General features: G+C 69.4%; 13 protein-coding genes. 2 read left to right on the top strand and 11 right to left on the bottom strand.

Annotation, left to right across the window (positions count from 1 at the left end):
- The first annotated feature begins 1 nt into the window (after nucleotide 1).
- A complete protein-coding gene (locus tag O7601_RS03825) occupies nucleotides 2-1,477 on the top strand; it encodes a glycoside hydrolase family 19 protein (RefSeq protein WP_281564882.1) in 1,476 nt (491 codons plus the stop codon).
- Between the two features lie 81 nt (nucleotides 1,478-1,558).
- Here O7601_RS03825 and O7601_RS03820 read toward each other — a convergent pair whose 3' ends face one another.
- A complete protein-coding gene (locus tag O7601_RS03820) occupies nucleotides 1,559-2,002 on the bottom strand; it encodes a DUF4913 domain-containing protein (protein WP_281564881.1) in 444 nt (147 codons plus the stop codon).
- Complete coding sequence (locus O7601_RS03815; protein WP_281564880.1) at nucleotides 1,999-2,802, bottom strand: hypothetical protein; 804 nt, start codon at nucleotides 2,800-2,802, stop codon at nucleotides 1,999-2,001. The genes O7601_RS03820 and O7601_RS03815 overlap by 4 nt, the downstream gene beginning before the upstream one ends.
- A 243-nt stretch (nucleotides 2,803-3,045) precedes the next feature.
- Here O7601_RS03815 and O7601_RS03810 point away from each other — a divergent pair, with 243 nt between their 5' ends.
- Nucleotides 3,046-3,588: a sigma-70 family RNA polymerase sigma factor gene (locus O7601_RS03810; protein ID WP_281564879.1), complete on the top strand. Its 543-nt coding sequence runs from the start codon at nucleotides 3,046-3,048 to the stop codon at nucleotides 3,586-3,588.
- A gap of 3 nt (nucleotides 3,589-3,591) precedes the next feature.
- Here the strand turns inward: O7601_RS03810 and O7601_RS03805 are convergent, their stop codons facing one another.
- From O7601_RS03805 to O7601_RS03765, 9 genes are all read right to left on the bottom strand, one after another.
- Nucleotides 3,592-4,101 carry a hypothetical protein gene (locus O7601_RS03805; RefSeq protein WP_281564878.1) on the bottom strand — a complete coding sequence of 170 codons (510 nt, stop codon included), beginning with the start codon at nucleotides 4,099-4,101 and terminating at the stop codon, nucleotides 3,592-3,594.
- A 126-nt stretch (nucleotides 4,102-4,227) separates the two neighbouring features.
- Nucleotides 4,228-4,896: a response regulator transcription factor gene (locus tag O7601_RS03800; protein WP_281564877.1), complete on the bottom strand. Its 669-nt coding sequence runs from the start codon at nucleotides 4,894-4,896 to the stop codon at nucleotides 4,228-4,230.
- Nucleotides 4,884-6,089: a sensor histidine kinase gene (locus O7601_RS03795; protein WP_281564876.1), complete on the bottom strand. Its 1,206-nt coding sequence runs from the start codon at nucleotides 6,087-6,089 to the stop codon at nucleotides 4,884-4,886. Before O7601_RS03795 ends, O7601_RS03800 begins: the two co-directional genes overlap by 13 nt.
- Before the next feature lie 10 nt (nucleotides 6,090-6,099).
- Nucleotides 6,100-6,891: a hypothetical protein gene (locus O7601_RS03790; protein WP_281564875.1), complete on the bottom strand. Its 792-nt coding sequence runs from the start codon at nucleotides 6,889-6,891 to the stop codon at nucleotides 6,100-6,102.
- Between the two features lie 255 nt (nucleotides 6,892-7,146).
- On the bottom strand, nucleotides 7,147-8,154 hold the full coding sequence (locus O7601_RS03785) for a LacI family DNA-binding transcriptional regulator (protein ID WP_281564874.1): 1,008 nt from the start codon (nucleotides 8,152-8,154) through the stop codon (nucleotides 7,147-7,149).
- 19 nt (nucleotides 8,155-8,173) lie between these two features.
- Nucleotides 8,174-9,544: a GH1 family beta-glucosidase gene (locus tag O7601_RS03780; protein WP_281564873.1), complete on the bottom strand. Its 1,371-nt coding sequence runs from the start codon at nucleotides 9,542-9,544 to the stop codon at nucleotides 8,174-8,176.
- A complete protein-coding gene (locus tag O7601_RS03775; protein ID WP_281564872.1) occupies nucleotides 9,541-10,374 on the bottom strand; it encodes a carbohydrate ABC transporter permease in 834 nt (277 codons plus the stop codon). The genes O7601_RS03780 and O7601_RS03775 overlap by 4 nt, the downstream gene beginning before the upstream one ends.
- Nucleotides 10,375-10,396: 22 nt before the next feature.
- Nucleotides 10,397-11,404 carry a sugar ABC transporter permease gene (locus tag O7601_RS03770; RefSeq protein WP_281564871.1) on the bottom strand — a complete coding sequence of 336 codons (1,008 nt, stop codon included), beginning with the start codon at nucleotides 11,402-11,404 and terminating at the stop codon, nucleotides 10,397-10,399.
- A gap of 117 nt (nucleotides 11,405-11,521) precedes the next feature.
- Complete coding sequence (locus O7601_RS03765; RefSeq protein WP_281564870.1) at nucleotides 11,522-12,829, bottom strand: ABC transporter substrate-binding protein; 1,308 nt, start codon at nucleotides 12,827-12,829, stop codon at nucleotides 11,522-11,524.
- Nucleotides 12,830-12,919 lie beyond the last annotated feature (90 nt).

The raw sequence follows: 12,919 nt of genomic DNA, 5'->3' as shown, positions 1-12,919 counted from the left end.
CATGGCACTCGGGAAGGTGCGCGCGGCCGGTCAGGCGACGAAGTCGCTGACCAAGTTCGACTCGGCGCAGCTGCTCTGGCTGATCATCTCGGTGGTAGGGATGTTCCCGCTGGTGGTGCTGGCGATGTTGGCGCTGATCGTCCTGCTGGTCATCTTCGCGATGGCCGGCGGGTCACAGATGACCTCATCCGCACCCGACTCCGCAGCCGCCAGCGAGCCGGCGACCAGTACCAACGCGCTGATCCAGTTGGCGGGCGGAGACGGCCGGGGCACCTTCGACGGGACTGAGGTGCCGGACCAGAACCTGGTGGCACCGATCAAGGCCGCCGCCAGGAAGTGCGACCTGCTCACCCCCGTGATCATCGCGGCCCAGATCGATCACGCGTCCGGGTTCGACGCGGAGCTGGAAGGCCCGCAGGGGAGGGCGGGACTCTCCCAGCTGACGCCCGAAGTGTTCGAGGAGTTCGGCGAGGACGACGACGACAGCGGCGATGCGTCGGTGCTCGACGCGGAGGATTCGATCCACGCCCACGCCCGTTACTTCTGCCATCTGGCCACGGAGACCAGGCGGCTGCTGACGGAGCGCGAGGCGGTCGGCGACCATCTGACCCTGACCCTGATGGCCTGGGACATCGGTCTCGAAGGTGTGAAGGTCCAGGGCGGCATGCCCGTCCTCGCCCTGGGCAGCTATCCGTTCCAGATTCGCGGGCTCTTCGCGAAGTACACCACCGATGACGACGAACCTGACGCCGACGCCGACACGGATGCCGACGCGGACGCCTCAGCGCCGGATCCGGACGCGACCGCGTCGTCCGGATCGGAGGAGCCGGAGGGCTCCCCGGACGCGGACGGGGAGACGCTGCTCAGCGGGTCGGACTTTGCTGCCATGTTTCCCGGCCGGAACTCCTTCTACAGCTACGCCGGACTGACCGACGCGATGCGCAAGTTTCCCGCCTTCGCGAGCACGGGGAACGCGCAGACCCGCAAGCGGGAACTTGCCGCCTTCCTGGCCAACATCGACCACGAATCCGGTGGTCTGGTGCACGTCGAGGAGATAAACCGGGCTGCCTGGGGGAACTACTGCGACAGCGGCCAGCCCTACGGATGCCCGGCCGGACAGACGGCCTACCACGGGCGCGGGCCGATCCAGCTCAGCTGGAACACCAACTACAAGGCCGCGGGTGATGCGCTCGGGCTGGACCTGCTCAACCAGCCCGACCTGGTGAAGACCGACTCGTCGGTGGCGTGGCAGACCGCGTTGTGGTTCTGGATGACCCAGTCCGGCGCCGGCACGACGACCGCGCACTCCGCGATCACCGGTGGCGGGGGATTCGGCGAGACGATCAGGACCATCAACGGTGCGCTGGAATGCGGTGGCGGGAACCCGGCGCAGGTGCGGGCACGGGTCGAGGCGTACCGGCGCCTCGCCGCCACGTTGAACGTCGACCCTGGGGCAGACAACACGCTTACCTGCTAGAGCCTGGCCATGTGCGACCGCAGCAGAGACGAGGACTGCGGCGACCGGCTGACCGGTCGCCGCAGTCTCCTCGCCGGACCGTCAGGAATCGACGGCGAACATCTCTACAGCGGGCGATGTCTTGGCTCGATGCGCTCCGGCCTTGCAGCCGGCGAATGGCCCAGCCGGGTCACGAAGGGTGGTCATCACCGGGCCCAGATAATCCCGATGCCAGTTGGCCGGGCCGAGCGGCCCACCGAGGTGGCCGGTCAACTCCTGCCAGGTCAGCCAGAGGGCGTGTAGTTGAGCAACCGCCTCGGCATGATTCCACCATTGCGGGCACCAGGGCAGGGACGAGGTGACCTCCCGTCCGTACGTCGGCAACAGGACGTGCTCGACCCAGATGCACAGGTGAGCCAGGGCGTCGTCGTACTCCTCGTCGTCGAGGTGGTAGATGAAGCGCGGCGCGGGCGGAGGCGGCGGTGCCGGCGGGCCTACGGTCATCGCCGCCGGCTGCTCCTGGTGTCGCTCGGCCACCTCCGTCATTTCCGGCCCTTGCCCTTCTGCTGCCCGCTCGCCCCGGCCAGGTTGTTCCCGTAGGCGGACACCCGGGTGGACGACGTGCCCGCCACCGGTCCGATCCGCTGCACCTCGCCGCCGTGCTGGTGCCGGACGCTGGCCTCCTGCGAGATGGCCCGGAGCTGGTTGCCGACGGGACCGTCGGAGAGCCGGGCATCACGCAGCGAGCTCAACAGGTCCCCGGAGACCGACTCGTTGTGCACGTGCGGATTCGCCTGGGCGTAGTCGACCCGCCCGTTCACGTAGTCGGACCAGGCCTGGTCCCTGGCGATGGGCCGGTCCCGAGGGACCGCGTTTCGCACTTCGTCCCAGTTCTCGTGGATGGTCTGGGTCTGTCGTCGGTACGAGGCCTGCAGCTCGGCGCTCTCCGCGTCGTTGCCGGGCAGGTGCATGTTGACCGCCCGCAGGTCGCGGTCGTCGGGATGCTGGTACGTGCGGTCAGCGAACTCGTGGTCGCCCACCTCGTGGTCGAGACTGCCCGCTGCCGTCAGGCCGGGCTGTCCCGGCTGGGCATAGGGATAGCTGGGGTCGTAGGTGACCTCGTTGGGCTGCCCGTGCGGGGTCGCGTGCCACTGCGCGGACTGCCCGTTGTTGGCCTCCGAGAACCGGACCCGGTCCAGGTTCTGCGCCGTCCGGTCCCGCAGCTCGGCCTCGTCCGAGTCCGAACTCGACTGCTGCGACCGCCGTCGCCCGCCGTTCAACTCACGAACCCGCTGCTCATAGCTGATTCGGCTCATCTTGATGTCCCGCGAATCATTCTTGCCCACCGTGCTGCCTCCGTCGTGGTAGCTGCCGGATGCCCGAAGAACCGGACGACCGCCTGACGGACCGGTGGCCTGAGCGGTTCAACCCGAAGGCGCAGAACTTTGCGCCGATCGGATCGCCAGCGTCGCGCCGGTCGGTGTCTGGGCCCCACTGGGCCCTTCGCCTCAGGTGCCGCCCGGGCAGCGGCCACTAGCCTCCGTCCGGGGTGCCCGGGCAGACCGTCCGGGCCGGGGGAGAGAACAGCTGTGGACATCGAGACACGCCCGTCGAGCGACGCCGACGCCGTTCGCAGGATGCGGGCCATCTTCGCCGCGAACGCGCATCCGCTGTACGCGTTCCTGTTGCGCTTGACCCGGGGGCAGCGTGAGCTCGCCGAGGACCTGCTCCAGGAGACCATGCTGCGGGCCTGGCGCCGGCTGGCAGAACTTCCGACCGAGGCGGAGACCGTACGTCGGTGGCTCTTCATCGTCGCGCGGCACCTGGTGATCGACGCCGTCCGGGCCCGTGCTGCCCGACCGACGGAGATCTACGGGGTCGACGTGGCGTGGCTGCCGTCAGCTGAGAACGCCTTCGACGAGATCGTCGACCGGTTCGCGCTGGCCGACGCGCTTCGCCAACTCACCCCCGAACACCGCGCCGTGCTGGTCGAGCTGTACTACGGCGGCGCCTCGGTCGCCGAGACGGCCAATCGGATCGGCATTCCGGAGGGGACAGTGCGGTCGCGCTCGTTCTACGCCCTGCGGGCCGCGCGGGGAGTCCTCGGCCGGGTCGATGAACTGGTGTCCTGAACGTTACCGGAGGCCGATGGTGTCCGTGCCGGTCAGCGCGGTCGCGACGGGCCGCCGCCTGCCGCGCAACTGCCAGCTCGCTGCGGCGACCGCCACCGGTGAGAGCCAGCCCAGGCCGGCGGCCACCGCGCGGACTGCCTCGCGCAGGTCGGCGGCCTCGAACTGGCCGTACACCAGGCAGCCACGCACCGGGTCGCGGAGCAGCGCCGTGATCGTGGTGCATTCGGTGGCAGCGGTCATGATGATCACTCGGGATTGTCTGGCCAGCGTCCGGACCAGCTCCCGGTAGTCGGGCGTGGCGATTCGGTCGTCCAGCAGGATCACGGCGGGACGCAGCCGTTGCGTCAGGGTCGTCGCCGTGCCGCCGTCCTCGGTGCGGGCGACGACCCGGATCTGTTCGCCGACGTCGAGGACCGCGCGCAGCGCGGCTCCCTCCGCTCGGCCGGGATGGACGATCAGCGCGGTGACCAGCTTCGGGTCGCGGCCGGTGTCGCTCCTTGGTTGTTCCCTCATCGGCCGGTCGCCGATCGATCGCGCATGGCTACCCCATCCGGGCGGTGTGGCCGGGCGGCAGGGCCCGTCGTCCATACGACGGCGGATAACGCCGTGGCGTTCAACCGGCGGACACAGGTCGGGCGACTACTGGCGGCCCGTCCACCGTACGACTGCCTCGGTGCGGTTGGTGGCGTGCAGTTTGGTGAAGATGTTCGCAAGATGGTTCTTCACCGTCTTCTCGGTCAGCAGCAGGCGACGGGCGATCGCCGCGTTGGCATGCCCGGCGCAGAGCAGCGCCATCACCTCCTGCTCGCGCGGGGTCAGCCCGAATGCCGCCCGCCGGGCCTGGTCGTGCTGCGTCCGTTCCGCGTCCTCCTCCTCGCGGGCGGCCTGCTCGCGGAGCACCGAGATGGTGACCGAGGCGCCGCGCGGCGAGAGCCAGCCCTGTCCGTCAGCCACTGCCCGGACCGCGCGCAGCAGCTCGGCCGGATCGAACTCACCGTGCACCAGATAGCCGCGGGCGCCGCCGCGTAGCATCCCGGCGATCAGCTCGTCGGCGTCGTCGCTGGTCAGGACGAGGATGCGAGAGTGTTCCGTGAGCTGGCTGACCACGCTGAGGCCGTCGGCGATCGGCATCCGGTGATCCAGCAGGGTCACGTCCGGACGGAGACGTGCCGCCATGGTCACCGCGCTCCGTCCGTCGGGCGCTTCACCGACCACGGTGATGTCGTCGGCGCTGGCGAGATAGCCGCGTAGGGCCATCCGGACGATGGGGTTGTCATCCACGAGCATGACTTCGATCACGGTCGCCATCCACTGGACGGGGTGGTGGTGACACCGGCGGCGGCCGGAAGTGGTACCCGGGCGACCACCCGGGTGCCCGTTCCGGCATGAGAGTCGAGCCGCAGCGTGCCACCGACCGCTTGGGCGCGCTCGGTCATCCCGATGATGCCAAAGCTGCCCATTGTGGACAGCGTAGTGAGCTCGCCGGGCGGCGCGAAGCCCACACCGTCGTCGGAAATGGTCAACTCCACGTGTCCCTCCCGTTCGCGCAGGCTCACGTTGACCAGTGTGGCCGCGGCGTGCCGGGCGACGTTCTCCAACGCCTCGGCCGTGATCTGGCTCAACTCGTACCGAGCTGCCGGTGTCGGCTCCTCGACGTCGGCGGCGTCGAGCTGCATCGCAATCCCGGTCCGCTCTGTCCAGTCCCGGCACAGCTCGCGCAGATGAGCGGCGAGCGGCCGGTCCAGCGGATCCCGGCGCAGTCCGGTGAGCAGTTCGCGAGCCTCGCGGATAGCGGTGTCGGCTCCGACGGAGACGGTGTTGGCGAGTTCCTCGGCCAGGTCGGGTTGGCGGCGGAGCAGGGTGGGAAGGGCGACGGCAGCGAAGGAAACACCGCGCAGCGTCTTCGCGACCGAGTCGTGCAACTCGCGTGCCAACCGTGCCCGCTCCGAAGCCGCCGCCGAGTGGTAGGCGCTGGCGACCGCTGCGATCGAGGCGTCGAGGTAGCGGGTCAGGGCCGCAGTCAGCACGGCCGCACCGTACCCGCAGACGATGTTCATCATCGGAAAAGCCAGTACGAACGGTGCCGCGATGGAGTCCGCCGGCCCGCCGGTCCGCAGCAGGTGGGTCGCCACGGCGAGCCCGAGCCCGGCGACGGCGATCCACAGGGGTAGTGCGCGGATCCCCAACAGGGCGCCGGTGAGCGCGGCGAAGCCGGCGGAATAACAGAAGAAGGCCACTTGTCCCTGGCTGACCACCAGCACCGCGATCATGATGAAGGCGTCAACGGCCAGGAAACCCAACCGCCACCGAATGACGCTCGGCCAGCGGCCCAACACGGTGACCTGCACGCATGTGGTGACGGTGACGAGCAGCAGAGCACCACCCGCTTGCCAGGGATCGTCGACAAGCCGGATACCGACGCCGACCGCCGCCAGCGTCAACGCCAACCTGCCGAGCAGCATGGCTCGGCACAGCGCGACGTACGCGACGAATCGACTCATCCGCGCGGAGTCAGCTTATGGTGATCTTGTCGATGTCCGGAGCTGGGCCGGTGTCGTTGTAGAAGGCCATGCTGACCCGCCCCGCCGGGACCATCGCGGTGTACCGGAGGGTGCGGGGGGTGTCCCAGTCGGTACCGGTCAGGTGGTGTGCGGTTGGCGCGGCACCGTTGATGGAGATCTTGATGGTGCGGTCACCCTTGACTGTGTACCTGACGGTGATGGTCCGACTGCCGCCGGTGGCCGTGGTGAGGTAGGCGGTGAGCCTGCCGACATAGCGAACCCGGGCACCGTTGCCGCAGGCGGCGCAGCTGGCGATGCCGGCGCCCTCGCTGAGCAGGTTGGCCGGGTCCTCGGCCTCCACGCTGACCGGGCTGAACGGTGCCGCCGCAGTGGAGCGGTCGGGGGCAGCGGCCGACGGTGACGCCGGTGCGGGCGCGACCGGCGGCGGTGCGGACGTCACCGACCCGACCGACCGGTCCGAGGCCGGTTCGCTGCTCGGCGCTGCCGGCTCGGCAGCCGTTGCCGTGCCCTGGGTGGTCGGACCGGCCGAGGTCGGATGGGTGCTGGGCACCGAGGACGTCGCCGGATGGGTCAGATTGCCCGTCGCGGCGGGGGCGGCGGCTTCGTCGCGACGGCTGTCGTCCGACGCCAGCAGCCAGGGAACCGCGACAGCGGTCAATGCGATGACGCCGGCCAGGGTGGTGACTCCCACAAATTGCCAGGTGCGGGTCGAGCGATCTGCTGCGCCGCCGATGATGCGACGACTCGGATCGGCCGCATTCGACGGCGTTTCGGTGGGCACCGTTCGACTCCCCCACGGATCGAAGCCACGAACCACTGTGCGTGACGCGCTCACGGTACATACCGGATATGGGAGCAGACAATGCCGGATGTGCCCGGTCCGGGCGGGATCGGCGGCCTCTCGGGCGGTGATCGGGAGTCTCGGCGGCCTGCTGGGAGAGGCCCGCCCCGTCGATGGGCCGTGAGGCGTAGTGAGGACGTAATGCCGAACATCACAGTCCGCGCAGGTCCGGGCGCCGGGGGACGCCGACGTGGCTCAGGCGGATTCGCGGATGATCAGCTCGGTGGGCAGGATGAGCGCCGGCTCTACCTGGTCGCCGGCGGCGAGGCGAAGCAGCAGCCGAGTGCCCTGCCGACCCAGTTCCACTATCGGTTGCCGGACGGTGGTCAACGGCGGATCGGTGTACGCGGCCGTCTCGATGTCGTCGAAGCCGATCACCGCGACGTCCTCGGGCACCCGCCGTCCCGCCGCACGCAGCGTACGCAGGGCGGCGTGGGCCATCAGGTCCGATGCGGCGAAGACGGCATCCAGGTCGGGGTGGGCGGCGAGCAGCTCGCGCATCGCCGCCGCGCCGGACTCGCGGGTGAAGTCGCCGACCGCCACCATCTCGGTCAGCCCGGCGGCGGTGACGGTGTCCCGGTAGCCGGCCAGCCGCTCGATGCCGGCGACCATGTCCTGCGGACCGGCGATGGTGGCGATCCGACGTCGGCCGCTGTCGATCAGGTGCCGCACCGCGCGGGTGACCCCGCCGACCTGGTCGACGTCGATGTACGGCACGTCCGCCCCGTCGAGCGGTCGGCCGCTGCACACCACCGGGATGCCCAGCGCCGACAGCCGGGCGGGCAGCGGATCAGCCCCGTGCAGCGAGGCGAACAGCACCCCGTCGACGTGCCGGCCGGTGGTGTACCGGGCGACCCGTTCATGCCCGGCCGGCGACCCGGCCAGCATCAGCACCAGCTGCTTGTCCGCGGCCTCCAACTCCTGCGCGGCGCCCCGGATGATCCCCGGGAAGACCTGGTCGTCGGAGAAGACCCGGGTGGCCTCCTCCGGCATCACCAGGGCGATCGAGTCGGTCCGCTGGGTGACGAGGGTGCGTGCGGCCAGGTTCGGCACGTACCCCAGCTCGGCGACCGCCTGACGGACCGCCTCCTGGATCGGCTCGGCGACCGTGGTCGAGCCGTTGACCACCCGGGAAACGGTGGCCCGGGACACACCGGCCCGTCGTGCCACCGCTTCCAGAGTGGGCCGCTGTGCCCCCGTCATCGGAGAAACCACCACCTCGTCACAGCCCGTTCCGGGAGATCACCTCCTGGTACCACCGGGCGCTGGACTTCGGTGTACGCCGCTGAGTGAGGTAGTCGACGTGCACGATGCCGAATCGCTTACGGTACCCCTCGGCCCACTCGAAGTTGTCAAGCAATGACCATACGAGATAGCCGCGCAGGTCGACGCCCCGGGCGATGGCCTCGTGCGCGGCACGCAGGTGGCCGTCGAGGTAGGCGACCCGGTCCGAGTCCTGGAGGGGGGTCGTCTGGTCGGCGGTCTTGTCCGGGAACGCCGCACCGTTCTCGGTGATCAGCAGCGGCACCGCCGGATAGTCGGTGGCGATGCGTTCCAGCAGCCGGGTCAGGCCGGCCGGTTCGATCATCCAGCCCATGTCGGTGAGCGGCCCGACCGGTGCCAGGAACTGCACCTGCCCCTCGGTGCCGGGGTACGCCCCGCCCCCGCCGGCACCGTCCGGCCGGCCGGCGACGTAGGTCGGCGCGTAGTAGTTGATCCCGAGCAGGTCGATCGGCGCCGCGATGATCTTCTCGTCCTCGTCCCGTACGAAGATGGGTTCGACGAACCGCGCGACATGCTCCCGGACGTCGTCCGGGTACCCGCCGACCAGCAGCGGATCGAGGAAGATCCGGTTGTGCAGGCCGTCGACCAGGCGTACGGCGGCGGCGTCGGCGGCGCTGTTCGGGTCGGCGGGGCGTACGTCGGCGGGATTGAGCGTCACCCCTACGCGCCCGGCACCGCCCGCGCGCAGCGCCTGGACAGCCAGGCCGTGCGCGAGCAGCAGGTGGTGTACGGCGGTGAAGGCGGCTCCCGGTTCCTGCACCCCGGGGGCGTGCACGCCGTTGCCGTAGCCGAGGTACGCCGAGCACCACGGCTCGTTGAGCGTGGTCCAGGTGCCGACCCGGTCGCCGAGGCGGGCGTACAACGCGGCGGCGTAGGTGGCGAAGTGCTCGGCGGTGTCCCGGCTGGTCCATCCGCCGCGATCCTGCAACGTCTGCGGCAGGTCCCAGTGGTAGAGCGTGATGATCGGGTCGATGCCCCGGCCCAGCAGCGCGTCCGTCAGCCGGTCGTAGAAGTCCAGGCCGCGCGGGTTGACCGGGCCGCTGCCGTCGGGCTGGATGCGAGGCCAGGACACCGAGAAGCGGTACGCCTGCAACCCCAGCTCCGCCATCATCGCGACGTCGTCGGCGTACCTGTGGTAGTGGTCGCAGGCGACGTCACCGGTGTGGCCGGCGTGTACCTTGCCCGGGGTCCGGCTGAAGGTGTCCCAGATCGACTCGCCGCGCCCGTCGTCGCGGGTCGCCCCCTCGATCTGGTACGCCGCAGTGGCCGCACCCCAGAGAAAGTTGTCCGGAAATCTCAACTCAGTCACGCCTTGACCGCACCTTCCATGATCCCGCCGATGATCTGGCGGCCGAACAGGACGAATACCAGCAGCAGGGGCAGCGTGGCGATGGCCGTGCCGGTGAAGACCTGGGACATGTCCTGGTAGTAGCCGTCAGACAGGGCCCGCAACGATAGCTGCACGGTGGGATTCTCCGGGTCGTTGAGCACCGCGTACGGCCAGAGGAAGTCGTTCCAGGTGGTCATGAAGGTGAGCAGGCCCAGGACGGCGGCGGCCGGCCGCAGTGCCGGCACCACCACGTTCCAGTAGATGCGGGCGGTGCCGCAACCGTCCACCCGGGCAGCCTCGATCAGCTCGCTGCTGACCGCCTGCCCGGCGTACTGCCGCATCATGAACACCCCGAACCCGGTGACCAGGGCGGGCATGATCACCGCTGGCAGCCGGTCGTTCAGGTTCAGCTTCGTCATCAGGATGTACAACGGGATCACGCCCAGTTGGGTGGGCACCATCATCGTGGCGATGATGACCATCAGCAGTGCGTTGCTGCCCCGGAACCGCAGCTTGGCGAAGGCGAACCCGGCCAGGGTGGAGAAGAACACCACGGAGACGGTGACCGTGACCGCGACGATCGCCGAGTTGATCAGGCCGGTCACGAAGTAGGCGTCGGTGTTGGCGAACAGCCGGGAGATGTTCGCACCCAGGTTGCCGCCCGGGGTCACCGGCGGTGGCAGTTGGCCCATCGCGTCGCTGGACCGGCTGGCCACCACGAACATCCAGTAGATCGGGAAGACCGACAGCACCCCGGCGGCGACGAGTGCGAAGTACGTCAGCGGGCTCGCCCGCCACAACCGGCTCATCGCGCCACCTCGCTGCGCTCGCTCATCGCGAGACTCCCTTCCGCTTGCCGGTGTCCGGCCGGGCGCCGGCGCCGAGCCGGCGGATGATCAGTACGTTGATCGCCGCGACGATGGCGATCAGGGCGAAGAGCAGCCAGGCGACCGCGGATCCGTAGCCGAAGTTGTAGTAGGGCGCGAAGGCGTTCTCGAACATGTACATGGTCATGGTCTGTGACTCGCGCATCGGCCCGCCGCGGATCGCGTTGGTGCCGGAGTGGAACAGCCGGGGCTCGGTGAACAGTTGCAGCCCGCCGATGGTGGAGATGATGACGCAGAAGATGATCGTCGGCTTGAGTAGCGGCACGGTGATGGTCCAGAACTGCCGGGCCCGGTTCGCGCCGTCGATCGCCGCCGCCTCGTAGAGGTCGCGGGGAATGGCCTGCATGGCGGCCAGGAAGATCAGCGCGTTGTAGCCGGTCCAGCGCCAGTCGACCATGGTCGAGATGGCCACCCAGGAGGCGAACCGGTTGGACTTCCACTCGATGCCGTCGACGCCGATCAGGTCGAGCAGCCAGTTGACCATGCCGAACTCGCGGCCGAACAGCACCCCGAACACGATCGCCACGGCGGCCGTGGAGGTGACGTTGGGCACCAGCACCGCCATCCGCCAACCGGTACGCATCCGCAGCTGCCGGTTGAGCAGGTTCGCCAGCCAGAGCGCGGCGAGCAGCTGCGGGACCGTGCTGATGAGGAAGATGCCGAGGGTGTTGACCACCGAGTGCCAGAAGTCGCTGTCCGCCAGCAGCCGGGCGTAGTTGTCCGTACCCACGAAGGTGGGATTGCTACCGAGCAGGTCCCAGTCGTGCAGCGAGACCCAGAAGGTGTACGCCAGCGGCCAGGCCCCGAAGATCGCGAAGATCACGAAGAACGGAGCGATGTAGAGGTAGGGCGAGTACTTCGCGTCGATCCGGCTCAGCCGGCCGGCCCGGGACGGGCGGGTGTCCCGCGGCGCCGGTCTGGCCGGCGGTCGCGCGTCGAGCTGCAACGCCATGACCCGTTGACTCCTTTCCACGCCCCCGCCCCGCGCCGGCCCAGGGCGAGCCCGCCGTACGCGTCGATACGCGGCGGGACCCTGGACCGGCGGCGGGGAATGGGGCCGTCGGGCCGGTTACTTGGCGGCGGCCTTCTTGGCGTTGTTGATGGCGTCCTGCCAGCCCTGGTCGGGGCTGCGCTGGCCCAGCTCGACGGTGCGGACCGCGTTCTCCACCTCGGTGCGGACGGCCTGGTTCTTCGGGCCCATGTAGACCGGCTTCAGGGTCTTCGCACCCTCGCCGAAGATCTTGCCGACCGGCGCGTCGGAGAAGTACGCGTTGGTGGCCTCGGTGATGGCGGGGTCGTCAAGCGCCTGCGGCGAGGACGGCAGCGGGCCCTTGGCCTTGAACGCGCCGATGTGACCCTCGGCGCTGGTCAGGAACTTGGCCAGCTTGATCGCCTCGTCCTGGTGCTTGCTCTGCTGCGGTACGGCCAGGTGCGAGCCGCCCCAGTTGCCGCCGTTGCCCGGCACCCGGGCGATGTCCCACTTGCCCTTGGCCTCCGGCCCGGCGTTGCCCTCGATCACGCCGGTCATCCAGGCGGGGCAGGCGATGGTGGCGAACTTGGCCTGCTTGAAGGCGGAAACCCACTCCTCGGACCAGGAGCCGTACTTGCCGGACAGGCCGGCGGTGACGATGTTCATGGTGATGTCCCAGGCCTGCTTGACCGCCGGGTTGGTGTCCACCACCAGGTTGTCGCTGGTGTCGTAGTAGTGGTAGCCCTGCGCGTTGCCGGCCGTCTGGAGCACGATGGTGTTGAAGGTGTTGGTGGCCGCGTCCAGGAACGACGCGCCGGTGTCGGCGGCCTTGAACTTCTCGCCGGTGGCGATGTAGTCCTCCCAGGTCGGCCAGAGCGCGGAGACCTGCTCACGGTCGGTCGGCAGGCCCGCCTTCTCGAACAGGTCGGTGCGATAGCACATGGCCATGCCGCCGACGTCGGTGCCGAGCCCGATCAGCTTCTGGCCGTCGGCGGTCAGCCCCTGGTTCCACTTCCACTCCAGGAAATTGCCCTTGAGGTCGGCGGCACCATGGTCGAGCAGGTTCACGAAGTTGTCCGGATTGGCCTTGTACTCGACCATCAGGCCCTCTTCGATGGCCACGACGTCGCCGGCGCCCTTGCCCGCGGCGAGCCACTGGGTCAGCTTCGGCGAGTACTCGTCGAGGTTGCCGCCGGTGCCCCGCTCGACGATCTTGATGTTCGGGTTGGCGTCCATGTACTGCTGGTAGAGCTGCTCGTAGCCGAACTGCCCGAAGACGTCGACGGTGAGCGTTATCTTGCCGTCCCCGGCGGCCTCGTCGCCGCCGCCGCAGCCGCTGGTGACGAGCAGGACGCCGGTGGCGGCCAGAGCGACCGCCGCGAGGCGGTGACGCGGGAATGTGCCCATTGTCTGATGACCCCTCTCAGGTCGGGGTGGTGGTAGGAGGTTCTGAGAGCGCTCTCTCGTAGCCTGCGGTCCGCCCTGGGACCATGTCAA

Source organism: Verrucosispora sp. WMMD573, from assembly GCF_027497175.1.
Taxonomy (GTDB): Bacteria; Actinomycetota; Actinomycetes; order Mycobacteriales; family Micromonosporaceae; genus Micromonospora.
The sequence above is the reverse complement of the archived record's forward strand: the minus strand, read 5'-3'. Positions and strand labels throughout refer to the sequence as shown.

Excerpts from the sequence above, each read along its gene's own strand:
- O7601_RS03825 (WP_281564882.1), top strand. The coding sequence starts at position 2 with ATGGCACTCGGGAAGGTGCGCGCGGCCGGTCAGGCGACGAAGTCGCTG.
- O7601_RS03820 (WP_281564881.1), bottom strand. The coding sequence starts at position 2,002 with ATGACGGAGGTGGCCGAGCGACACCAGGAGCAGCCGGCGGCGATGACC.
- O7601_RS03805 (WP_281564878.1), bottom strand. The coding sequence starts at position 4,101 with ATGAGGGAACAACCAAGGAGCGACACCGGCCGCGACCCGAAGCTGGTC.
- O7601_RS03800 (WP_281564877.1), bottom strand. The coding sequence starts at position 4,896 with ATGGCGACCGTGATCGAAGTCATGCTCGTGGATGACAACCCCATCGTC.
- O7601_RS03795 (WP_281564876.1), bottom strand. The coding sequence starts at position 6,089 with ATGAGTCGATTCGTCGCGTACGTCGCGCTGTGCCGAGCCATGCTGCTC.
- O7601_RS03785 (WP_281564874.1), bottom strand. The coding sequence starts at position 8,154 with ATGACGGGGGCACAGCGGCCCACTCTGGAAGCGGTGGCACGACGGGCC.
- O7601_RS03775 (WP_281564872.1), bottom strand. The coding sequence starts at position 10,374 with ATGAGCCGGTTGTGGCGGGCGAGCCCGCTGACGTACTTCGCACTCGTC.
- O7601_RS03770 (WP_281564871.1), bottom strand. The coding sequence starts at position 11,404 with ATGGCGTTGCAGCTCGACGCGCGACCGCCGGCCAGACCGGCGCCGCGG.
- O7601_RS03765 (WP_281564870.1), bottom strand. The coding sequence starts at position 12,829 with ATGGGCACATTCCCGCGTCACCGCCTCGCGGCGGTCGCTCTGGCCGCC.